General features: G+C 63.2%; 13 protein-coding genes and 1 tRNA gene. 7 read left to right on the top strand and 7 right to left on the bottom strand.

Annotated elements, in window-relative coordinates:
- Positions 1 to 256: 256 nt before the first annotated feature.
- The 5 genes from ACQ450_RS11270 to ACQ450_RS11250 all read right to left on the bottom strand — a co-directional run bounded on the left by ACQ450_RS11270 (position 257) and on the right by ACQ450_RS11250 (position 11,331).
- The gene (locus ACQ450_RS11270; RefSeq protein ID WP_066775010.1) at positions 257 to 2,584 is read right to left on the bottom strand and encodes a S8 family peptidase; all 2,328 of its coding nucleotides are present in this window, start codon (positions 2,582 to 2,584) and stop codon (positions 257 to 259) included.
- 91 nt (positions 2,585 to 2,675) lie between these two features.
- On the bottom strand, positions 2,676 to 3,746 hold the full coding sequence (locus tag ACQ450_RS11265) for an AAA family ATPase (RefSeq protein ID WP_066775007.1): 1,071 nt from the start codon (positions 3,744 to 3,746) through the stop codon (positions 2,676 to 2,678).
- 368 nt (positions 3,747 to 4,114) lie between these two features.
- Complete coding sequence (locus ACQ450_RS11260; protein WP_221597105.1) at positions 4,115 to 6,088, bottom strand: ParB/RepB/Spo0J family partition protein; 1,974 nt, start codon at positions 6,086 to 6,088, stop codon at positions 4,115 to 4,117.
- Positions 6,089 to 6,192: 104 nt separating this feature from the next.
- Complete coding sequence (locus ACQ450_RS11255; RefSeq protein WP_431471217.1) at positions 6,193 to 10,440, bottom strand: strawberry notch-like NTP hydrolase domain-containing protein; 4,248 nt, start codon at positions 10,438 to 10,440, stop codon at positions 6,193 to 6,195.
- A gap of 75 nt (positions 10,441 to 10,515) precedes the next feature.
- Complete coding sequence (locus ACQ450_RS11250; RefSeq protein WP_431471216.1) at positions 10,516 to 11,331, bottom strand: DUF7146 domain-containing protein; 816 nt, start codon at positions 11,329 to 11,331, stop codon at positions 10,516 to 10,518.
- A gap of 186 nt (positions 11,332 to 11,517) precedes the next feature.
- Here ACQ450_RS11250 and ACQ450_RS11245 point away from each other — a divergent pair, with 186 nt between their 5' ends.
- From ACQ450_RS11245 to ACQ450_RS11235, 3 genes are all read left to right on the top strand, one after another.
- Positions 11,518 to 12,153: a lytic transglycosylase domain-containing protein gene (locus ACQ450_RS11245; RefSeq protein WP_431469339.1), complete on the top strand. Its 636-nt coding sequence runs from the start codon at positions 11,518 to 11,520 to the stop codon at positions 12,151 to 12,153.
- 64 nt (positions 12,154 to 12,217) lie between these two features.
- Entirely contained in the window at positions 12,218 to 12,769 is a 552-nt protein-coding gene (locus tag ACQ450_RS11240) for a thermonuclease family protein (protein ID WP_431469338.1), read from the top strand.
- Positions 12,760 to 12,954: a DUF6961 family protein gene (locus ACQ450_RS11235; RefSeq protein WP_141457939.1), complete on the top strand. Its 195-nt coding sequence runs from the start codon at positions 12,760 to 12,762 to the stop codon at positions 12,952 to 12,954. The genes ACQ450_RS11240 and ACQ450_RS11235 overlap by 10 nt, the downstream gene beginning before the upstream one ends.
- 136 nt (positions 12,955 to 13,090) lie before the next feature.
- Here ACQ450_RS11235 and ACQ450_RS11230 read toward each other — a convergent pair whose 3' ends face one another.
- A complete protein-coding gene (locus ACQ450_RS11230; RefSeq protein WP_431469337.1) occupies positions 13,091 to 14,314 on the bottom strand; it encodes a tyrosine-type recombinase/integrase in 1,224 nt (407 codons plus the stop codon).
- Between the two features lie 165 nt (positions 14,315 to 14,479).
- Positions 14,480 to 14,566: transfer RNA gene (locus ACQ450_RS11225), tRNA-Leu, on the bottom strand.
- A 130-nt stretch (positions 14,567 to 14,696) separates the two neighbouring features.
- Between ACQ450_RS11225 and ACQ450_RS11220 the strand changes: the two genes are divergently transcribed.
- From ACQ450_RS11220 to gltB, 4 genes are all read left to right on the top strand, one after another.
- Entirely contained in the window at positions 14,697 to 15,632 is a 936-nt protein-coding gene (locus tag ACQ450_RS11220) for a complex I NDUFA9 subunit family protein (RefSeq protein WP_431469336.1), read from the top strand.
- 91 nt (positions 15,633 to 15,723) lie between these two features.
- Positions 15,724 to 16,524, top strand: a complete 801-nt coding sequence (locus ACQ450_RS11215; protein WP_431469335.1) for an undecaprenyl-diphosphate phosphatase — start codon at positions 15,724 to 15,726, stop codon at positions 16,522 to 16,524.
- A 142-nt stretch (positions 16,525 to 16,666) separates the two neighbouring features.
- The gene (locus ACQ450_RS11210) at positions 16,667 to 18,112 is read left to right on the top strand and encodes an NAD(P)-dependent oxidoreductase (RefSeq protein WP_431469334.1); all 1,446 of its coding nucleotides are present in this window, start codon (positions 16,667 to 16,669) and stop codon (positions 18,110 to 18,112) included.
- Positions 18,109 to 22,650 carry a glutamate synthase large subunit gene (gene gltB, locus ACQ450_RS11205; protein ID WP_431469333.1) on the top strand — a complete coding sequence of 1,514 codons (4,542 nt, stop codon included), beginning with the start codon at positions 18,109 to 18,111 and terminating at the stop codon, positions 22,648 to 22,650. Before ACQ450_RS11210 ends, gltB begins: the two co-directional genes overlap by 4 nt.
- The last annotated feature ends 26 nt before the right edge of the window (positions 22,651 to 22,676 follow it).

Below are 22,676 nucleotides of genomic sequence, written 5' to 3'. Positions count from 1 at the left end.
AGATGCCTCTGATCTCCTGAATGCGGTCATCGGATCACTCGGCTCAATCTGTCCAAAATGTTGGACGATCCGGAACGGCAGGTTTCAGGGAGTGAATCGCGGAAAGCAGTCATTCCTAACGATGAGTCAGCATGTCAGCTACGCATCCCCAATTTGGCCATTGAAGCTTCGGCGCGGGCTCCCCGAAACCGGACGTCAGACCCTCTTGGCGCTCCTACGGAGCCGTTTCGGTTCGTCGCCCGCCAATGAGCCCACGCTATATTTGCTGGCGCGGAGCGATGCCGAGGCGTTGTGCGACCTGTGTGTAAAGGCCGACCACTCCGGGCATGGACAGCGTAACCGCGAGACCGAAAGGCACTGGTTCGTCGATCGGAGTGCCAGGATCCGGATCTCGCTGCACGATCAGGTCGATTGTCATGTCCGGTCCGACGATGGGCGCTTTGTCGCCCTCCCAGCACCGCATGAAGAGTGTGCCACGATTGGTCTGATTGCTATCGGGTTGAAGGCTGCGCGGGGATATACTCAAAGCGTCGGTTCCCGCCGGATCGAGCAGTTTGAGGCGGACCGAACGGTAGCTCTTTCGGCCTGGCGCCACTGGCGTGAACCATGCAAGTGTAGCTGAAAGGCTATGCGGTCGCGCCTGCCCGCTCATTACTGCAGGCACCGGTATGCGCACCGTTGCGACTCGCTCGGGTGACAGCTGACCCACCGCCCAGAACGTCGCGCGATCATCAGCGCAAGCAATGGCCTCTTCCGCATCTACGTAGCCGAAGCCGAGGAAGCGTCGGATGTTGTCCTTGATATGACTGTGATGCCCACCAACAGGTCCGATAGTTGCTTTGATCCGCGCGGCGATATCGTCCGGCCAACGGGCCGGATGAACCAGCAGCGCCTTGAGCAGGACTGCGCGCTGAATATGCGGAAGGTCAGCGAAGCCGGGATGAGCCGCTTCAAGCGCATCATGTATTCGATGGCTGGTGCGCGAAGCCAAGGCAGTCGCGCCGCTAGTTCCCCCGGAATAGGCCTCGGCCGCCTCGATCCCGCCGATACGTGGCGCCGCGACCTTAAGCCCGGTTGGCCGCGTGGACGCTGCGGGCCTTACGAAGACATGACCATCGGTTCGCACTTGTCGAAGGTGCTCGCGACCGCCGGGCATCAGGATGTCTGGTTTTACCGAGCGAGCGAAACCAGGGCCGAGCGCACTCGACGGATTTGCTGCCCGCATCTCAGGGAACGGATCTATGATGGTCCGAGCGCCGCGACGATCGGTGGCTGAGACCCAGTCGTCGTTCGACGCGCCCACGGTAACACCGTTGATCGTCTCGGAAGGTGAGAACATTCGCCGGTCGGCCATTACATTGCCGATCGCGGTTAATGTGCCGTCGCATCGGGCGCCGCCGTCTGCATCTTCAAAAGCACTGCCAGTTGCGAATGCGGGAATGCCGAAAGCTTCCTTGACGTTGCCGGCGCTCACCAGAAACAGGATGCCATAGCGATAGGCAAGACGGTCCAACAGGCGTGCCCACGCCGACAGCGCAAACTGAAAGGGACGGCGTTCATTACCGAGCGACAAATTGACGATCAGTACGCCGGGCGCGGTGGCATTGTCGCCTTCACGCATCGCGCGTACGGCCAGATAAATGATATCGACGACAAGGCGGCGGGGCGGGAACCGATCGCTTGCGCCCATGACCGGAATCATATGGACTTTTCGAGGCAGTGCCGGCGCGGGATTATTGCGGTCGCCATGTACGATGAGCGAAGCCATGGCCGTGCCGTGAACGCGCTGGTCTACCGGAGCATTGGGTTCGAGCTCAAACTGGTCGTCCACGACGAGATGGCGTGCCAGAAGCGGATGCGCGGCGACCGGAACGCCATCGAGCAATGCCAGAATGGGCTCTCGCAACTCTCCTATGTCTTCCGGCGCTCCCGCTGGCGTTGCATCTTCTATCTCGATGGTCGTGGCTAAGCTTTGCGGCCGGATGTGCATGACCGGATCGAGGCCGGCAATGCTATCGGCCGAGCGTTCGATGATTTCGCGGATCGCCCGTACCGGCAGATCTATAAGCAGCGCGTGATAGGCGATATCGGCGAGCCGCGCCCGTGAGACAATTTGACCGCCGCGCACAATCACGGCTGCCCGAACTTTCTCTTCCTGCGCGTCCGCCTGCGCTTCCGATCTCCGATAGATCAGTTCGATCTCAAGAGGGACCAGTTCATTGTCATCCCGCTCTTCGATCTCTTCGGCCAGAAAACCCGCATCAATCGGTTGGACCCGATCTTCCGGTCCCCATGGGCGCAAGTCGCGGAGAAGTTCGAAAACGCCGCGCCAGGGCGTCTCGCCAAATCGGAGCTGGTCATCATTCCAGCGCTTCCACAGAGAAAGCAGTTCGGCGAGAGCGCGTGCATCCGGCACAAGCAGATAGGCGACCGGTGCCTTGTCCTCGTCGCTCCCCAGCTCTTCTTCATCGATCAGCTCAAGGCCCGGGACTTTCTGGACGGCGGTTGCGAAATTGTTGATCGAACCGCGCACCTCGAAAACGAGCAGTCTTTCAGGGGCGAGAGCTGCCGGATCGGCGCGCAACTCAAGGCCGTTCGGATCGCGCCCAAGGGCTTGGGCAAGACGATCGAATTTTGGTGTGAAGGTGTCCCGCTGACGGTCTTTCGGAAAAGACTCAGGTGGCCTGGGAAACCTTTGCTGACCGGCGGGACGCGGTCTTGGCTGTTCTGGAGTTAGCCTTAACAGAGGCTTGGTCGGATCGCTCGGCATCTATGGATTCAGGCCGTACCCGCGATTTCCATAAATCGAGCTCCTTGGCGAGCGCGTCATCAATACTGATCTCCCCCAATCCCAATATCTGCCGACGCCGTACATTCTGGCAAAGGTCGAGCGCTTCGGCGTAGCTGATCGAACCTAGGCGAGTGGCGAGCTTCTGCATGGGCATCTTCGGTGCCTCGGGCCAGCCACAAACGATCCGATCCAGAAATATCTCCAGAAGCTTGCGATCCGGTTCCGGGAAGGCCAACCGCATTTGGAAACGGCGCCACACGGCGCGATCAAGCAGCTCCGCATGATTTGTAGCGGCAATCACGATCACATAGGGTGGCAACTGATCCAACTGCATGAGCAGGAAGGAGACGACTCGCTTGATCTCTCCGGTCTCATGCGTGTCGCCACGCTCCTTGCCGATCGCGTCGAACTCGTCGAAGAACAGAACGCTCGGCTGTGTCCTCACATAATCGAACAGCTTGCGCAGACGCGCATTGGTTTCGCCAAGATAGCTGCCGATCAGGGCGTCATAGCGCACAACGAAGAAAGGCAGAGCCAGAGACTCTGCTACGGCTTCGGCGAAGGATGTCTTGCCGTTTCCGGGAGGTCCGGACAGCAAGATGCGGTGGCGCGGTTCATAAGCATGTGCCCGCAGTACATCGGCGCGCATATGCTCTTCGATGAGTTGTCGCCCATTTTCGCGTGCGGGAAGTGAGAGCAGCAGATCATCGAACCGGACTTTCGGTTCCACTTCGAGAATAGTATCGCGGCCCGGGCCGATCTGTGGCTGCGAGGTCGTGAGCGGTGGTGGCGTTACTGGAACCGTTGATAGAGCGCGTTCCAGACGATCCGCAAGAATATGATGTTTCTTAGCGCGTTCGTCGGCGACTATGGCCTCGGTAGCTGCACGCAGCGTCTCGCGATCGCCAGCAACGCTGGCGCGAACGAGCGAGACGAGGTGATCAGCGCGTGCCATTTTTCTCCTTTTCAATCCGATAATTCACCGCGCCAATTCGACACATCGTGAATCTAGCCAAATTTTCCGTCGCTGTAATCAACTAATCTCGGTGGCTTCCCCGACTTGGTCAGCGCCATGACGCTCCCGCAGCTGGGCCGACAATCATGCCGTTGTCCATGAGCACCTGAATGTTGGGCAGCTTTAGACATGCTAAATCGAAGCAAGGAATGGCCCCATTGTCGGCGACTGCTGACACGCTTCCTCAGCACTAGGAATGTGGCATTCAGAAGTATCGTGTCGGACGCCGCAATGGAAAAACACGAAAAGGCGGCCCGTCCCAAATGGGACGGACCGCCTACCGAGTGACTTGGACCTGTCAGGAGGGGTCAGGCGGCCTGCTCGGCAATTTCGTCAGCTTCTTCGGCGTTGACCGCCTCGTCTCCTTCGGGGCCGGTCAATTGGACTTCCTCGGCACTGGCGAAACGCATGATCGAAGGCACCCAGGCCAGCGCCCGTTCCTTGATATCTGCCTCGCCGATGAAGTTGCCCGAGAAAATGCGCTCAGCAGCGCTCGCCAGCTCTGCTTTCTTCGAGGCGGCATAGCGACTGACCAGTTCTGGACCACCAGCGGCATCGAGCGCTTCAAGCGTGCGGGCCTTGGCCACCCGGTCGAAGTAGTTGTTCGCAGTGGGACGCCACCAATGCGCTGCCTCGATTTCGAGGAGGGAGCCGAGCGCCTCGTGCAGCGGCACCGAGCGTTCGCCTTCGCAGGCGAGACTGGCAACGAGTGTGCGCGAAACGACATGGCCAAGCCACGCAGAGCGCGCCTCGTCGGAAAGCGCCCGGAACCTTGCAAACCGTTCCACGTCGCTTTCGCCAGCGCGCCAGCTTTCATCGAGCGACACGGCAAACTCGGCCAGAGCAGCGCTTGCTGGCGCATCTTTGGCCTCAAACCCTGTGACCGGGCCGGAGGCGACCGATCCGACCAGCGTCGATGCTTTTTTGGCGCGCCAGTCGTGCCCATCGGCATCGGCGAGCGTGAAGACCATGAAGTCAAGCGCCAGTGCGGGATCGTTCGCGAGATGGATGGCCAGGATGTCGCGGCGCTGCATTGCGAGCTCGTCGAGAAGACGCTGCGACAGCGCGCTCCCCTTGGTCTTCACCGCTCCGCTTTCCTCGATGGTCTCGACCACACCTTCGTCGGCGACGACTTCGGTCTCGGTGTAAAACTGCGGGACCAGTGTCGGCTCGCCATTGCGCGAGAGGACGAGGAAGGCACCGGCCTCCTGTTTCAGTTCGTCGGCGAGTACCGGCGGCCGGTCGTTGAGCGCGCGCATGGCGCGGTCGATGACGACGAGTTCCTGTTCGGCCTTGGCGACCTCGTCCTCTGCGCTGTCCTCGTCTTCGAGCACGGCGGCGACGCGGTCGTAGTCGGCCTCGAGCTCGCCGAGCTCCTGCGCTTCCTGCTCGGTCATCGGTGCAGGTTCGCATGGCAGACGGCCGAGACCTTCAACAAGGTCATGGCTGACATAGTTGCCAAGGGTCGGCCGAACCCAGGCAAGGCCATATTCGAGCGCGGCTTTTTCTGCGGCTTCGTCCATGGCCTTGTGTGCGAGGTTTTCGAGCAGGGCGATATCGATCCAGCTCTCGCTGGCATCATCGTCGAACAGTTCGCGCTCGATCCGGCCACCTGCGGCGATATATGCATCGCGTCCCACGAGAACAGCGCGCGGATCGGAACCGCGCACCGTGGCATCGAGCACCATGCGGCGGATCGTGTCAGGCGTGATCTGGTACCAGGCGTCCTGCAGCTCGGCATAGACATGCGCCTGGCGCTCCACGTCGGAAATCGCGCCATAGGCCTTGGCCATGTCGAGCGTGATCGCACCTTCGGCGAGCGCTTCGAAGACGCAAGGCGCGAGAGAGGCCAGGCGCAGACGTCCTTCGACGAAACGGACAGTGAGACCGAAGCGGCGCGCCACGTCTTCGGTCGTAGCCCCCGCATCGATGATAGAAGCGAAGGCCTGCGCCTCGTCGGCGGGGTTCATCGCCAGACGCTGGAAGTTCTCGGCAAGGCTGGCCTCACGCACATCGCTTTCCTCGCCTTCGATGACGAGGCAAGTGACCTCATGGCTTTCGGGCAAGGTGCCCTCTTCGGCCAGCGCCTGCAGCGCGGCGAGACGGCGACCGCCGGCCTCGACCTCGAACTTGCCGCGCTTTCCTTTGCGTACGACGAGGTTTTGCAGCAGGCCTCGCGCAGCAATGTCTGCACGCAGCTGGAGGTCGGCGAGCACATCGCTCGACTTGCGAACGTTGCGCGGGCTCGGAACGAGCTTCTTCAGGGGGATCGACTGAATCATGGGTGTTCTCCTGATGGAATGAAGGCGCAGGTGAGGATCACAAGGCCCACAAGCCCAAAGGGCTCCCTCCACTCTCATTCTGAGAATGAGGTCTGCCCGAGGGATCAGGCGGCAAGCGCGTGGAGGACCGACGAGGCTGCGGAGACTGGCACGAATAGCCGCGTGCGGTAGCGGATGATTTCGGTGAAGCAGCCCTTGTTCTTGTACCAGTCGAGCCGGTCGGGCGAGAACCCGGTCAGTTCAAGGCGCTGTTCGCCTCCGACCAGCGAGCGTTTCACGGTCAGGGCATCGTGGCTTGCGAGGCCCAGCGGCTTGCCGCTGGCGATGACGAGCTCACCGATCTGCTCTGCGGCTGGTCCGGTAACTCCGGAAAGTCCAAAGGTCTCGGCGATTGCAGCGAGATCGATATCGAGCACTTCGCGGCCAATGATCGACTGGCCGTTCTCGGCAACGAGCCGGGTGACCCGAACATGATCGCCGGGCAGTCGCTTCCAGACCGGAAGCAGCAGTCCGGTGGCAAGATGGACGCGCTCGGTCACAGGTGAAGCGGCGGCCTCCTCTTCCTCGGCCCGCCAGGCGCTCGTGAACGCGATGACGCCAATTTCTTCCCAGTGGCTCTCACCGAGTGCCTCAAGTGTCCAGTTCGCGGACTTGAGCGGGCGCAGCAGGCGGCGGCGTTCGATCACGGCCCCGTCGTCAGCAATGAGGCGTCGGGCCGGAACCGACAGTGCGACCATGCCAGAGCGCGCATTGCGCATCGGGATCGCGTGCGAACTGCCAATCTCGTGCATCCGCACCAGGCGCTTCAATCGCAGAGGCCGAAGGTGCCTCGTCACTTCGAGCGAGACGAGACGGGTCTCGGCACCGGTCACGGGGTCTGTGCGCAGGAGCTCATCGGCGAGGACCGTGAAGTGATCGACCCTGACGGTCTCCAGTCCCTGATCGAGCGTGCCAGCTTCGCGCGCCGCTTCGATCCGCGCTTCGACGAGGCCGAGATACTCATCGAAGATCGCGTTCTGAAGCGCGATCGGTAGCGCGAGAATGCGGTTGAGCCAGCGCTGGATGGTGGGGAGATTGTCGGTCAGCCCGCCATCGGGGCTTTCAAGCCGGAGGCCGGTGCGCTCGACGAAGTTACCGAAGCTCGTGGCTTCGAGCTTGCCGTCATAGAGCAGTTGGAACCAGCGGCTGAGCGCATCGCGCGCATAGTCGCTTTCGAGATTGTCGGCCGGGTCGAACAGGTTCTGACCGCCGGTCTGGCGCTGGCCGCGCGTCAGCGCGCCCAATGCGTCGAGCCTGCGGGCAATGGTCGAGATGAACCGACGTTCGCCCTTCACGTCGGTGGTTACCGGGCTGAACAGCGGGGCCGAGGCCTGGTTGGTGCGGTTCGTACGACCAAGCCCCTGGATGGCGTTGTCGGCGCGCCAGCCCGGCTCGAGCAGGAAATGGACCCGGCGTTGCTGATTCCGACAGCCGAGGTCGGCATGATAGGAACGCCCCGTACCGCCGGCATCCGAGAAGACCAGGATGCGCTTGGTCCCTTCCATGAAGCTTTGCGCTTCGGCGACATTCGCACTGGGGCTCCGGCGTTCGAGGCGCTGCTGACCATCGCGGCCCAGGACCAGCCTGCGGGTCCGGCCCGTGACCTCGGCCACCGCCTCGGTCCCGAAGTGCTCGATGATCGCATCGAGCGCTGTGGCGATAGGCGGCAGCGCACAGAGCTGTTCGATCAGTGCATCGCGCGCGGCGATAGCACGCGAGCAGAAAACGGGATTGCCCTCCTCGTCGCTCATTGCCTCGGAGCGAAGATTGCCGTCCTCGTCGGCGAAGACCTGCATCAATCGTACCGGGAAGCTCTTCGTAAGGTAGTCGATGACGTATTCACGCGGTGAGAGATCGATATCGAGCGCTTCGCGTTCTTCCACGGTAAGGTCGGCAAGGCGTCGGTCGAGCATGGCCTCTGCGGTCGAGACCAGCTGCACGACAACCGAATGATCCTCGCCAAGCGCCGCTTCCATTGCAGGGATCAGGCTAGGCAATTTCATCGAGAGCAGGAGCTGGGCAAAGAAGCGCTGCTTGGTACCTTCGAAGATTGAGAGCGCCGCAGCCTTGGCGTTGCGATTGAGTGTATCGCCGCTGTCCTCGTCGACCACGCGGGTTGCTTCGAGCGCAGCTTCGAGGTTGCGGTGAATGATTGCCCAGGCCTCGGCATAGGCATCGTATATCCGCACCTGTGCATCGGTCAGGCTGTGCTCGAGGATTTCGTACTCGACCCCGGCGAAGGACAGCGCACGGGCAACGTAGAGTCCCTGGGCCTTGAGGTCGCGGGCGACGAGCTCCATCGCCGCGACGCCGCCAGCGCGGATCTCGGTCATGAACGCCTCGTGGGTCGGAAAGGCGGTCTCGGGTCCCCAGAGACCAAGCCGTGAGGTGTAACCGAGGTTGGCAATGTCCGAGGCGCCGGTGGCCGAAGCATAGAGTACGCGGGCGCGCGGGAGATGGTTCTGCAACCTGAGGCCCGCCATACCCTGTTCGGAGCCCTTTACCTTGCCGCGGGTTGAAGATCCCCCGAGCGCATTAGCCATCGCATGGGCCTCGTCGAAAGCGATCACGCCGTCATAGTCCTCGCCCGCCCAGGCAAGGATCTGGTCGAGCCGCGTATCCTCGGCGCGGCCCGAGCGCAGCGTCGGATAGGTGACGAAGAGAATACCTTCGGACATCGTTACGGGCTGGCCGAGTTTCCAGCGCGAGAGCGGCTGGAGATCGAGCGACAGCCCGCCAAGCGCTTCCCAGTCGCGGCGTGCATCTTCGAGCAGCGCCTCGTTCTTGGTGATCCAGACATGTCGGCGCTCGCCTGCGAGCCAGCGATCCATGATGACCGCGGCGATCTGCCGTCCTTTGCCCGCTCCGGTTCCGTCGCCGAGGAAGAAGCCTTGGCGGTAGGCGTGCCCATCCCCGGACAATTCGAGCGAGGTGCCTTCTTGGCTGACCTTGAAGCGCCCCGGGAGATCGCGTGCGAATGCCTGGGCAGCGTAGACCAGTGTCTCGCATTGCGCTTCGGACAAGAGACCATTGGCCTGCCAGTCAGTGGGAAGGAGCGGACTGACGTCCGGCTGGGGCGCCGCGACCGAACCCATGGCAACCGATTCCACGAGCGGGGTGGGATGGACCGGAGCATCTTCGAAGGCGATGCGGCTGGGCCGGTAAGGCAGGTAGATGCCTGCCTGTTCGGGAACAGGCGCGGGGTCGGCGAGGACCGAATAGGCAAGGTCGATCGCATTCGCCGTGGCTGCTGGTGTCGCGGCGAACGGCGCCACCGGCCGAACCAGCGCGCTTTGGGTCGAAGTCTTGCCAACGATGCGCACTGGCTTCCCGATTGGCAGGCGATGGATGTTGGCGGAGGTCTGTACGCGTGGCGGAAGCGCGTTGAGCAGCTCGTGGAGCGCGATCAGATCGCAGGTATCTCCGGTGATCGCTGACGAGGGCGCAGTCGGCGTCTTGTCGACCACGACCAGGCGAACGGCGATCCCCGTCCCTGTCCGGCGAAACATCTGCTGCAGGCGAACATCAAGCAACAGCGACGCTTCGTCCTGGGCTTTGGCGAAAGTGGAAGCATCGAAGCCTTCGGGCATGATCGCGACGATCCTCGCCCCACTGGCAGCGGCCCGGATTGCACTGCGCAGGTGGCGCTGCGCCGCCGCACCGTCCCTGCCGCGCTCCTGGCTGTGAGCGAACGGCGGGTTCATCAACACGACCGACGGAACGGAGCCACGATGCAGATCGGCGATCAGTTCCCCGTCATGCGCCGTGATCGTGGCCGTGGGGAAGATATGGCCGAGGCCGTCTCGTCTTACAGGATCAATCTCATTGAGGATCAATGAGGCGTTCTGGGCGCTGCCCCAAAGAGCAAGGGCACCATTGCCGGCGGACGGTTCGAGGAGCGTGTCTTGAGCAGAGATTGCTGCGCCCTTTGCCATCAGCCAGGTCAGCATTGGCGGGGTCGAGAACTGCTGGAGCTCGACCTGTGCTTCGCTGCGAACGTGCCGCGGCGGCAAGGCTGCTTCAAGCCAGTCGAACCGCGCTTCGGCTTCGTGTACATTCGTCGCCAGATCGATCCGTGAGGACTCTCGAAGCCAGAGTAGTGCGCCGATCTCGACCGCGCTGTTGTAGTCGTCGATCGTCCAGGCACCTCCCCAGTCCAGAACACCGGTCTCTTCGGCGAACAGCCCGGAAATGTCGGCACGGGTAAGATGACGCCCCGAGGCAAGAAGCGCGGCAATCCTGGCGCCAACAGCGTAAGCCAACGGCACTGTCGGCAACTGCTCGCCGGCGGGAAACAGGTCTGATTGAAACATGGCAATTCGTCCTCCTGATGAAGGCATCGGGACACGCCCTCTGCCGGATCAGGAATTCGAGAAGCTCTCTCTCCTCTACCGCGCCGCTTTGCGGCGCAGCCATGCTGTAAGTTCATCGTTCCAGTCGCTGTCGCGTGAGGATGGTTTGCGAACGTGGATCGTCCGCCCTTCGCGGGCATAAGCGGCCAGGCCACGCGATGCAGCCAGCTCGCCGCCAGCATCACGATCGACGAAGAGATGAAGTTCGGTGACACTCTCGGGTACGCTAACGAGGCCGAACCGCTCATTGCCCAGGGTCGCCCAGACGGGGATGCCGGTGAGAGCATAGGCCGACATCGCGCTCTCGACCCCCTCGGCAAGGCCAAGCTTGCCGGAAACTGGAGCGAAGAGACGAACAGCAGCTTCACCGAGCGCGCCGAGCGCGCGTTTCGGCTTTTCGAAAGCGGCCTTGCCTGAAGCCTCGGTAGACAGGAACGTGCGGTGGATGGCGATCGGGCCCTCGTCGAGGCTGACTGCCGCGATCATGGCGGGCAGAAAGCGGGCCCGTCCTTTCGGGCCAAGCGGCGTTCGTGGATGGAAGCGGAGCGCCGGAGATGCGGCGAGGATGCCGCGGCTTTCAAGATATGCCTTTGCCGGACTGGCACGCAGTGGCTGTGCATCGCGCCAGATCCTCAGCGCTACCGCCGAGGGTTTGCGGGTGCTGGTCGATTCGGGTTCGTTGGTGATCGCAGAACCTGAAAAAAGCGCCGGTGCCTCGAAACCTTCACGCGCCAGAGCAGCCAGCACGCTCTGCTGATCGCATCCCGCGAAACAGTGGAAGAGGATGGCCTGTCGGCCGAGTGACACACCGAGTGACGGCGTGCGGTCATCATGCGCGGGGCAACAGGCCATGCCCTTTGTGCCGGACCATTTGCCCCCTCGCGATTCGCAAATGCGACGGGCGGTCTCGGCAAGCGATCGGTTGGGATTAGTGTGGACAGACAGGGACATGCGAGCTCCTCAGCATGCAAAGTGGCCCCCTCATCAGCGTTCCTCTCCTCTCCCAAAGGCAGGCATTCGCGGCTTTCCTACAGGCACATGTTCTTTTTATGTTCCATTGTGATTCGAATCAATGGAGCACCACTCGAGATGACCTCTCTCAATTGTCGGACCGCGATAGCGGTCGCCTGCCTGGGGATGATCGCGACCTCCTCTCAGCAAGTCCGCGCCCAGGATTTCACCCTGTTCGAGCACGCGATCGTTCCGCCGAAGACGGACCAGCAGCCGGCTAGACAATATCTTCCTGCAATCTACCCGGCCGGGCCAGCAGACGTATCCTACCGGGAAGGCCTGTATATAGCGGCGATAGCCGAGGCTGAACGCCGTTACGGGCTTCCGACCAACCTGCTTCGTGCTCTTATCTGGGCTGAGTCCCGCTTCAATCCGATGGCTGTGAGTCCAGCTGGTGCTGCCGGGCTGGCTCAGCTTATGCCAGCCACGGCGCGAGAACTGGGCGTCCGGAACCGTCATGACCCTCTTGCATCGATCGACGGTGGCGCCAGGTACCTTCGCGACATGTTGGACCGGTTCGACGCGGTCCACCTAGCCTTGGCTGCTTACAATGCGGGCCCTGGTGCCGTCTCCCGATCACGCGGCATTCCGAAAAATGGTGAAACGCCGCAATATGTCCGGACTGTGTTGGGACGTTGGCAAGCAATTGGTACGTACAATTGACGAAACTACCTGATTTCCGGCTATTGTCTGAAATCATGTGCCGGAATGAAGACGGACAACGCCAGTGAATGAGACCCCCGGTGAGCCGTTCGACTTTCGCAAGGCGTTGAAGGCACAAAAGCGCCGGAAGCTGAGAAAGGAGATCGCATTGGGTTTGGGAGCATTCGCGATTGTATTTGCTGGAGGGATGCTGGCATTCACCTGGCCAGTCCATGATGCCAATCTTGCTAACGACGATCAGCAGCCGCAGGCTTTATTCCAGCAAGCGAGCTCCCGACAATTCGACATCTGCGGATCGATCCGGCGCACATGCGTCGTGGATGGAGATACTTTCTGGCTTGATGGCGTGAAGATCCGCATTGCCGACATCGACACTCCCGAGATCAGCGAGCCTCGTTGCGACTATGAGTACCAACTCGGCATGCGTGCGACGCACCGCCTTGTCGAGTTGCTGAATGCCGGGCCCTTTGAACTGAGGACCATCGGGAACAGAGATGAGGATCAGTACGGTCGCAAATTGCGGGTTGTTACGCGCGGCGGCCGCTCGCTTGGCGATCAGCTGGTCAGCGAAGGCTTGGCGCGAACCTGGACCGGGAGACGTGAACCATGGTGCTGAACCGCGACCAGGAATTGTGGGCGGTCGCGCTCTGGGTCGAAAAGAACCATGGCAAAGAGGGACCCGCGTATATCGCGCAGCAAATCGAGCGGCTATCCAACGAAGGGGACGAAGCAGGCATAGCAACGTGGAAGACTGTTGCTGAGCGCTTCGATCAGCTTAGCTGCCAAAGCCCTACGAGCTGAGGCTCAGCACGATGCGGAATTGGCTTAAAGTCTGGGGCATCAGAATTGAGTTCGCCTTGCTCGCGTCAGTGTCCCTGATAGGGCTAATCCTGAGCCTTCGGTCCTGCATTGGCTGAGAAAAAATTCCTTCTTCCTATCAACCCTTCGCAAACTTTCCCACGATGACCTTTCCTCCTGTCCGGAGCTCATCAAGGTAGTCGCTCCACCATTGAGCCATGCGCACCCGCTCGTCCCAATGTTTGCCGCGATGGTAGATGCCACGCACGACATTGCTGTCGCCATGTGCCAGGGCGCGCTCGATCGCATCCGGATTCCAGAGTCCCGACTCGTTCAGGAATGTCGATGCTGTCGCCCGGAGTCCGTGCGCGGTGACTTCTTCCTTCGAATATCCCATGCGACGGAATGCCGCATTGAGCGTGTTTTCACTCATAGGACGCTTGGAGCTGCGCGCAGACGGGAAGACATAACCTTCGCGGCCGAGCATCTCGGCCAGATCAGTAAGATAGCCTCTAACCTGCTTGGAAAGCGGGACAGCATGCGCTCGACGCGCTTTCATTTTACCGGCAGGAATTTTCCAGACCCCATCGACAAGGTCGACCTCATGCCATTCGGCGTGCCGGAGTTCGCCGGGGCGCACGAACACATGCGGCGCGATCTGCAAAGCTAACTTCGTCACCATGTAGCCAGTGAAGTCGTCGATTGCGCGCAGCAGCCCGCCTAACTCGGTGGGCTCAAGGATGGCTGCATAATGCGTGGCTCTCGGCGTTACGAGAGCACCCTTCAGCATACTGGTCGGATCGGATTTGCAGCGGGTAGTAGCGACACCGTAGCGAAACACGCGGCCTGCGAACGAGCGGCATTTCTTCGCAGTCTCGTGCTTGCCAGTGGCTTCCAGTCGTTTGAGAGGAGCCAGGACTTCGAACGGCTCGATCTCGTTGATGGGTCTGTTCCCGATGGCAGGCGCAAGCTTGTCGAGGAAATAATTGGCCTTGACGATCGTGCCATCGGCACGGCCATTCTGGACCATCATCTGTTCGATATACTCACGTGCGACTGCCTCGAACGTCTGTGCAGAAAGGAACTCGGCGCGGATTTTCCGCTTCCGCTTCTCAAAGGCCGGGTCGCCGCCAGAAGCAACAGTTCGTCGTGCCTCGTAGGCCACGTCTCGCGCTTGCTTGAGGCTGATTTCGGGATAGCTGCCGATGCAGAGCTTCTTTTGCGCACCGCCGATCCGGTATCGGAATCGCCAAAGCTTGCTGCCGGTCGGCGTGACCTCAACATATAGGCCGCGCTCATCGGTTACCTTGTACGGCCTATCTTTGGGCTTGAGTGCGCGGAGGCGAGTATCTGTCAGCGGCATGTGGGGGCCTTTTCATCTGGGCCTTTGCGAAACGGCCTCAAAAGGCCCACAAAAGTGTCTGGAACCCCCGAGAACAGGCGGGACGATCCGGAACGATCCAAGGGCCAAATCCCTAGGATTTCTGCGGGTTTTATAGATTATTTGGGAGAACGTGAGAAGAACAAATGGTGCCCAGAAGAGGACTCGAACCTCCACGGCCTTGCGACCGCCAGCACCTGAAGCTGGTGCGTCTACCAATTCCGCCATCTGGGCACGGGGTAGGCGGCGCGCTCTACGGATCGGCCGGGAGCTTGTCAACCGGTGCCGGGCGGATCCCCGCAGCAGCTTGCCGTTTGCGCCAGCGCGGGGCATTTGGGAGCGAAGCGTTGGCAAGAGGCGAAGCATGAACGACAGGCTGGTGACATTGCTCGGCGGGGGCGGATTCCTCGGGCGGTATGTCGCGCAGGAGCTGCTACGGGCAGGTGCGCGGGTGCGGATCGCCCAGCGCAAGCCGCGCGACGCATTTTTCCTGAGGCCGCTCGGCGGCGTCGGGCAGACGCAGTTCATTGCCGCGGACCTGACCCGGCCCGAGACGATCGAGCGGGCCTGCGACGGCGCCGATGCGGTGCTGAACCTGGTCGGCAGCTGGAGCAATTTCGACGCCCTGCATGTGCAGGGCGCGCAGACCGCGGCGCAGGCGGCAGCTCGGGCCGGCGCGGCGGCATTCGTCCAGATCTCCGCGATCGGCGCCGATCCCGATTCTCAGTCGACCTATGCCCGGTCCAAGGCCGAAGGCGAGCACGCGGTGCGTGAGGCCTTTCCCGGCGCGACCATCCTGCGGCCGACGACGGTGTTCGGACGCGAGGATGCATTCGTGAATCGATTCGCCGGCATGATCGCAACTTTGCCCGTGGCGCCGGTGCTACGCCCGCAGGCGAAGTTTCAGCCGGTTTATGTCGCCGACGTTGCGGAAGCCGCGGCCCGCGCGCTGTTCGAGCCGCGGCACCATGGCGGCCGCGTCTATGAATTGGGCGGCCCGGACGTGCTGACGATGGCCGAGCTGCTGCGCTGGATCGCCAAGGCGGTCGGGCGCGACCCCGCTTTCGTCGAGCTGCCCGATGCGCTTGGGTCGATGCTCGCGACATTCGGATCGTTGCCCGGCGCGCCGATCACGCGCGAGCAGTGGAAGATGCTTCAGCGCGATGCAGTGGTGTCGCCGGGCGCCGAAGGGCTCGAGGCGCTCGGCGTATCGCCGACGCCGCTCGCGGCTGTCGCGCCGAACTGGCTGGTACGATTTCGTCGCTACGGCAGATTTGGGCAGGCTGGCGAGCCGGCCTGATCGGCGCGCACCACGTTCACGACAAGCAGCGCGATCACGCAGGCAGTTGCCGCTGCGGATCGCGCGCGGGGTTCAAGGGGCTTAGAAGCACATGTCGGAGTTGGTCGTCGTCATTCTCCTCGGCATTCTCGAGGGGTTGACCGAATTCCTGCCCGTCTCGTCGACCGGCCATCTGATCCTCGGCGGCGAGCTGTTCGGCTTTACCGACGAAGGCTCGGTCACGTTCAAGATCGCCATCCAGTTCGGGGCGATCCTGGCGGTGATCGTCGCCTATTGGCAGACCTTCTGGGGCATGAGCATGGGCGTGCTGCGCCGCGAGCGGGGACCACTGCTGTTCGCGCGCAACATCCTGATCGGCTTCCTCCCCGCGCTCGTGATCGGCGTGCTCGTCTATGATGCGGTGCGGGCGGCGATGCAGACGCCGGTGATCGTGGCGGTGGCGCTGATCGTTGGCGGGATCGCGATCCTCGTCATCGAGCGGATGGTGAAGCTGGTGCGCGTCCACCGCGTCGAGGAGATGCCGCTCAAGACCGCCGGTTCGATCGGCGTCGTCCAGTGCCTGGCGATGCTGCCCGGAGTCAGCCGGTCCGGCGCGACGATCATGGGCGCGCTGCTGATGGGCGTGGAACGCAAGACGGCGGCGGAGTTCAGCTTCTTCCTCGCCGTACCCACCATGCTCGCCGCTACCGTCTATGCGCTGTGGAAGGACCGCGATCTGCTGAGCATGGACGATCTCACCAGTATCGCGATCGGCTTCGCCTGCGCCTTTGTCGCCGCGTTGCTGGTCGTGAAGGCATTCGTCAGGGTGGTGGGGAGGTTCGGCTTCGCTCCGTTCGCCTGGTATCGAATCGTGATCGGGAGCATCGCCCTCATCTGGCTGTTGAACCGCTAGGTCCGAGTCGGCCCATTATTCTCGAGCGCTCTTTGGCGTGAAGTCTCCAGCCAGGGTCTTTCCGATGTATTAGGTAAGTTACGCTTACCTTTGTAGTGGATTTCGCGTGACTTCACGCCTGCGCTGCTGTATCGGCGACCGCATGGCAGACAGCGCAACACTCCGGTTCGTCGATCGCGGGCAGGCCTATCCGGCCAAGCGGGCGCCCGGCGCCCGTGCGGGCGATTTCGACGAAATCTCCGAACGCTTTCCGGTCGAGCAGGCTGCCGACCAGGCGGGACGCTGCTCGCAGTGCGGCGTGCCCTATTGCGCGGTGCATTGCCCGCTGCACAACCATATCCCGGACTGGCTGCGCTTGACCGCCGAGGGGCGGCTTCGCGAAGCCTATGAACTCTCGAACCTTACGTCGACCATGCCGGAGATCTGCGGTCGCATCTGCCCGCAGGACCGGCTGTGCGAAGGCAATTGCGTGATCGAATTCTCCGGTCACGGCGCAGTGACGATCGGATCGGTCGAGAAGTTCATCACCGATACCGCGTGGGACGAAGGTTGGGTCGAGCCGCTCGAGCCCGGCCCGGCGCGTGGCCAGTCGGTCGGCGTGATCGGTGCGGGGCCCGCCGGCTTGACGGCGGCCGAATATCTGCGCCGCGCCGGCTATGAAGTGCATGTCTATGATCGCCACGATCGTGCCGGCGGACTGTTGATCTACGGCATCCCGGGCTTCAAGCTCGAGAAGCATGTCGTCACGCGCCGCACCGAGCGGCTGGCGGCGGGCGGCATCGCCTTTCACACCGGCTTCGAGGTGGGCCGCGACGCCAGCCTCGACGCGTTGCGCGAGCGCCACGACGCGCTGCTGATCGCCACCGGCGTCTATAAGCCGCGCGCGCTGAAGCTGGAAGGCGCCGGCCGGCAAGGCGTGGTCGAAGCGCTCGACTATCTGATCGCCTCCAACCGCCGCGGCTTCGGCGACACGCTGCCGCCCGACGCGGCGGCGCTCGACGCTGCGCACAAGCATGTCGTGGTCGTGGGCGGCGGCGACACGGCGATGGACTGCGTGCGCACCGCCGTTCGCCAGGGCGCGGCATCGGTGAAGTGCCTCTATCGCCGCGACCGCGCGAACATGCCGGGATCGCAGCGCGAAGTCGCCAATGCCGAAGAAGAGGGCGTGGAATTCGTCTGGCTCTCGGCACCTGCGGCGTTCGAAGGCGGCGACTCGGTTTCGCACGTGCGCGCGACCCGGATGCGCCTCGGAGCACCCGACGCCACCGGCCGCCGCAGTCCCGAGCCCGAGCCGGACAGCGACTTCGCCATGCCCGCCGATCTCGTCATCCGGGCGCTGGGCTTCGATGCGGAGGATCTGCCGACGCTGTTCGAAGCGCCCGAGCTCGGCGTCACGCGCTGGGGGACGGTGCGCACCGACGGCAAGACGATGATGACGAGCCTCGACGGCGTGTTCGCGGCCGGAGACATCGTGCGCGGCGCGAGCCTCGTCGTCTGGGCGATCCGCGACGGCCGCGACGTGGCCGATCAGATGCATCAGTGGCTGAAGGCACGCGCCGACGCCGGAAACGCGAAAGTGGCGGCATGATGAACGAAACCGAGCGCCAGCGCATCGCGCGCGAGGGCATGTACCGCCCCGAATTCGAAGGCGACGCCTGCGGCGTCGGCCTGGTCGCCGCAACCGACGGCAAGGCGAGCCGCCGGGTCGTTCAATCGGCGATCGATGCGCTTCGAGCGGTGTGGCACCGCGGCGCGGTCGACGCCGACGGCAAGACCGGTGACGGCGCGGGGCTGCACGTCGATCTGCCCGCCGCCTTCTTCGACGATGCGATCGCCGATTCGGGCCACCGCGTGCTGCCGAACCGGCTCGCCGTCGGCATGATCTTCCTGCCGCGCACCGACCTGACCGCGCAGGAGACGTGCCGCACGATCGTCGAGAGCGAGCTCATCGACGCGGGCTACACCATCTATGGCTGGCGCCAGGTGCCGGTGGACGTCTCGGTCATCGGCCTGAAGGCGCAGGCGACCCGGCCCGAGATCGAGCAGATCATGATCGCCGGGCCGATGCCCGATGCGATGGATGCAGCCGAGTTCGAGAAGGAGCTCTATCTCGTCCGCCGCCGCATCGAGCGGCGCGCAATCGCCGCACAGATCAGCGGCTTCTATATCTGCTCGCTCAGCTGCCGGTCGATCATCTACAAGGGGCTGTTCCTCGCCGAGAGCCTGTCGGATTTCTATCCCGACCTCACCGACGAACGCTTCGCCAGCCGAGTCGCGATCTTCCATCAGCGCTATTCGACCAACACCTTCCCGCAATGGTGGCTGGCGCAGCCGTTCCGCTGCCTCGCGCACAATGGCGAGATCAACACGATCCGCGGCAACAAGAACTGGATGCTCAGCCACGAGATCAAGATGGCGAGTCTGGCGTTCGGCGAACATTCGGAGGACATCAAGCCGGTGATCCCCGCCGGCGCGAGCGATACCGCTGCGCTCGATGCGGTGTTCGAAGCGATTTGCCGTTCGGGCCGCGACGCGCCCACCGCCAAGCTGATGCTGGTGCCCGAGGCGTGGCAGGACCAGCCGGACATGCCGCCGGCCCATCTCGCCATGTACAAATATCTGGCGAGCGTGATGGAGCCGTGGGACGGCCCCGCCGCGCTGGCCATGACCGACGGGCGCTGGGCGGTTGCGGGCATGGATCGCAACGCGCTGCGGCCGCTGCGCTACACGCGCACTTCGGATGGACTGCTGATCGTCGGTTCGGAAACCGGGATGGTGCCGGTTGCCGAGGCCAATGTCGTCGAAAAGGGCCGGCTTGGCCCCGGTCAGATGCTCGCAATCGACCTGGATGCCGGCGAAGTGCTGCACGATCAGGCAGTGAAGGACCGCGTCGCCACCGAAGCGGACTATGCGGGCATGGTCGGCGAGTTCCTGACGATCGACGACCTTCCCGCAGCTCCGGAAGCGCCCGTTTGCCGCTATAGCCGGGCCGAACTCACACGCCGCCAGGTGGCGGCGGGCCAGACCCTCGAGGACATGGAGCTGATCCTCGCTCCAATGGTCGAGGGCGCCAAGGAAGCGATCGGCTCGATGGGAGACGATACGCCGCTTGCCGTCATCTCCGACAAGCCGCGGCTGATCAGCCAGTTCTTCCGCCAGAACTTCAGTCAGGTCACCAATCCGCCGATCGACAGCCTTCGCGAGCGGCATGTGATGTCGCTCAAGACTAGGTTCGGCAATCTTGCCAACATCCTGGATGTCGATGGCCAGACGAACCGTGTGCTGGTGCTCGACAGCCCGGTGCTCAGCTGTTCGGGCTGGGAGCGGCTGAAGGCGCATTTCGGCAGCCAGGCCGCCGAGATCGACTGCACCTTCGATGCGCACGCTGGGCCGGAGGCGCTGCGCGCGTCGATCGCCGAGATTCGCCTCCAGGCCGAACAGGCTGTGCGCGAGGGGCGCAGCGAGCTGTTCCTCACCGACGAAGCCGTCGGCCCCGATCGCGTCGCGATTCCCGGCGTGCTGGCGGCGGCCGCAGTGCACACCCATCTCGTGCGCAAGGGGCTGCGCTCCTACGCAAGCGTCAACATCCGCACCGCCGAGTGCCTCGATACCCACTATTATGCCGTGCTGATCGGCGTGGGCGCGACCACGGTGAACGCCTATCTCGCCGAGGCCGCGATCGAGGACCGGCACGCGCGGGGACTGTTCGGAGCGCTGCGCTTCGACGAATGCCTTGATCGCCACCGGAAGGCGATCGAGGAGGGTTTGCTCAAGATCCTCTCGAAGATGGGGATCGCCGTGATCTCCAGCTATCGTGGCGGCTACAACTTCGAATCGGTCGGGCTCAGCCGGTCGCTGGTGAACGACCTGTTCCCCGGCATGCCGACCAAGATTTCCGGCGAAGGCTATGCCTCGCTGTACGTCAACGCGAAAAGCCGGCACGACGCGGCGTTCGATGCGATGGTGGCGACGCTGCCGATCGGCGGTTTCTATCGCCAGCGCCACACCGGCGAGACTCACGCCTATTCGGCGCAGCTGATGCACTTGCTGCAGACCGCCGTCGCGACCGACAGCTATTCGACCTATCTCAATTTCTCACGCGGCGTGCGGGATCTGCCGCCGGTCTATCTGCGCGATCTGCTCGAATTCAACTATCCGGGCGAGGGTGTGCCGATCGACCAGGTCGAGGCGATCACCGAGATCCGCAAGCGCTTCGTAACGCCGGGAATGAGTCTGGGCGCGCTGAGTCCCGAGGCGCACGAGACGCTGGCGATCGCGATGAACCGCATCGGCGCCAAGGCAGTGTCGGGCGAGGGCGGCGAGGACAAGGAGCGCTACAAGCCCCGCGAGAATGGCGACAATGCCAATTCGACGATCAAGCAGATCGCAAGCGGCCGCTTCGGCGTGACTGCCGAATATCTGAACGCGTGCGACGAGATCGAGATCAAGGTCGCGCAGGGCGCAAAGCCCGGCGAGGGCGGGCAGCTGCCCGGCTTCAAGGTGACCGAGTTCATCGCCAAGCTGCGCCATGCGACGCCGGGCGTCACGCTGATCTCGCCGCCGCCGCACCACGACATCTATTCGATCGAGGATCTCGCGCAGCTGATCTACGATCTCAAGCAGATCAATCCGCGGGCGCGCGTGTGTGTGAAACTCGTGAGCTCGGCGGGGATCGGCACGGTCGCGGCGGGCGTCGCCAAGGCGCATGCCGACGTGATCCTGGTCGCCGGGCACACCGGCGGCACCGGCGCCTCTCCGTTCACATCGATCAAATATGCCGGCACCCCCTGGGAAATGGGCCTCAGCGAAGTCAATCAGACGCTGACGCTGAACGGGCTGCGCGGGCGCGTGACGCTCCGCACCGACGGCGGGCTCAAGACCGGGCGCGACATCGTGATCGCCGCGATCCTGGGTGCTGAGGAATTCGGCATCGGCACGCTCTCGCTCGTCGCGATGGGCTGCATCATGGTCCGCCAATGCCATTCGAACACCTGCCCGGTGGGCGTGTGCACCCAGGACGAGAAGCTGCGCGCAAAGTTCGTCGGAACGCCCGAGAAGGTGATCAACCTGATGACCTTCATCGCCGAGGAAGTGCGCGAGATCCTGGCGCGGCTCGGATGCAGGAGCCTCGACGACGTGATCGGCCGCACCGAGCTGCTGCGCCAGGTGAGCCGCGGCGCCGAGCATCTCGACGACCTCGACCTCAATCCGATCCTGGCCAAGGTCGACGCTGACGAGGACCAGCGGCGGTTCAGCCTCAACACCTTCCGTAACGAGGTTCCCGACGGTCTCGACGCGCAGATGATCAAGGATGCCGCTGCCGTTTTCTCGCGCGGCGAGCGGATGCAGCTCACCTATTCGGTGCGCAACACGCATCGCGCCGTGGGAACGCGGCTCTCGAGTGAGATCACGCGCCGGTTCGGCATGTCCAAGCTCGCCGAGGGTCATGTTCACGTCCGGCTGCGCGGCTCGGCGGGCCAGTCGCTCGGCGCCTTCCTGTGCAAGGGAGTCACGCTCGAGGTGTTCGGCGACGCCAATGATTATGTCGGCAAGGGGCTTTCGGGAGGCACGATCATCGTGCGGCCGATGGTGAGCTCGCCGCTCGAAAGCTGGAAGAACACCATCGTCGGCAACACCGTTCTCTACGGCGCGACCAGCGGCAAGCTGTTCGCGGCGGGCCAGGCGGGCGAGCGCTTCGCAGTCCGCAATTCGGGCGCCACGGTGGTGGTCGAAGGCTGCGGCGCGAACGGCTGCGAATATATGACCGGCGGCATCGCCGTGGTGCTGGGGGCCGTAGGCCGCAACTTTGGCGCAGGCATGACCGGGGGCATGGCCTTCGTCTATGATGCCGACGAGAGCTTCGCGCTGCGCGCCAATTCCGAGAGCATCGTCTGGCAGCGGCTCGACGCGGCGCATTGGGAAGAAGTGTTGCGCGGGCTGATCGAGGCGCATGCACAGGCGACCGACAGCAAATGGTCAGCGGGCCTGCTCGCCGACTGGGCGCGCGAACGCGGCAAATTCTGGCAGGTCGTACCGAAGGAAATGCTCGAGCGCCTGCCGCATCCGCTCAGTGATACGCCGGTCGAGGAAGCGGCGCCCCCGGAGGAAATCGTGGCGGCGGAATAGGACCGCCGCGGCCGCGGGAGGAAGAT

The organism is Sphingosinithalassobacter sp. LHW66-3 (genome assembly GCF_050703275.1).
Lineage (GTDB): Bacteria > Pseudomonadota > Alphaproteobacteria > Sphingomonadales > Sphingomonadaceae > Sphingomonas.
The sequence above is the reverse complement of the archived record's forward strand: the minus strand, read 5'-3'. Positions and strand labels throughout refer to the sequence as shown.

Excerpts from the sequence above, each read along its gene's own strand:
- ACQ450_RS11210 (WP_431469334.1), top strand. The coding sequence starts at position 16,667 with ATGGCAGACAGCGCAACACTCCGGTTCGTCGATCGCGGGCAGGCCTAT.
- ACQ450_RS11250 (WP_431471216.1), bottom strand. The coding sequence starts at position 11,331 with ATGGCCTGTTGCCCCGCGCATGATGACCGCACGCCGTCACTCGGTGTG.
- ACQ450_RS11235 (WP_141457939.1), top strand. The coding sequence starts at position 12,760 with ATGGTGCTGAACCGCGACCAGGAATTGTGGGCGGTCGCGCTCTGGGTC.
- ACQ450_RS11215 (WP_431469335.1), top strand. The coding sequence starts at position 15,724 with ATGTCGGAGTTGGTCGTCGTCATTCTCCTCGGCATTCTCGAGGGGTTG.
- ACQ450_RS11220 (WP_431469336.1), top strand. The coding sequence starts at position 14,697 with ATGAACGACAGGCTGGTGACATTGCTCGGCGGGGGCGGATTCCTCGGG.
- ACQ450_RS11245 (WP_431469339.1), top strand. The coding sequence starts at position 11,518 with ATGTTCTTTTTATGTTCCATTGTGATTCGAATCAATGGAGCACCACTC.
- ACQ450_RS11260 (WP_221597105.1), bottom strand. The coding sequence starts at position 6,088 with ATGATTCAGTCGATCCCCCTGAAGAAGCTCGTTCCGAGCCCGCGCAAC.
- ACQ450_RS11255 (WP_431471217.1), bottom strand. The coding sequence starts at position 10,440 with ATGTTTCAATCAGACCTGTTTCCCGCCGGCGAGCAGTTGCCGACAGTG.
- ACQ450_RS11230 (WP_431469337.1), bottom strand. The coding sequence starts at position 14,314 with ATGCCGCTGACAGATACTCGCCTCCGCGCACTCAAGCCCAAAGATAGG.
- gltB (WP_431469333.1), top strand. The coding sequence starts at position 18,109 with ATGATGAACGAAACCGAGCGCCAGCGCATCGCGCGCGAGGGCATGTAC.
- ACQ450_RS11265 (WP_066775007.1), bottom strand. The coding sequence starts at position 3,746 with ATGGCACGCGCTGATCACCTCGTCTCGCTCGTTCGCGCCAGCGTTGCT.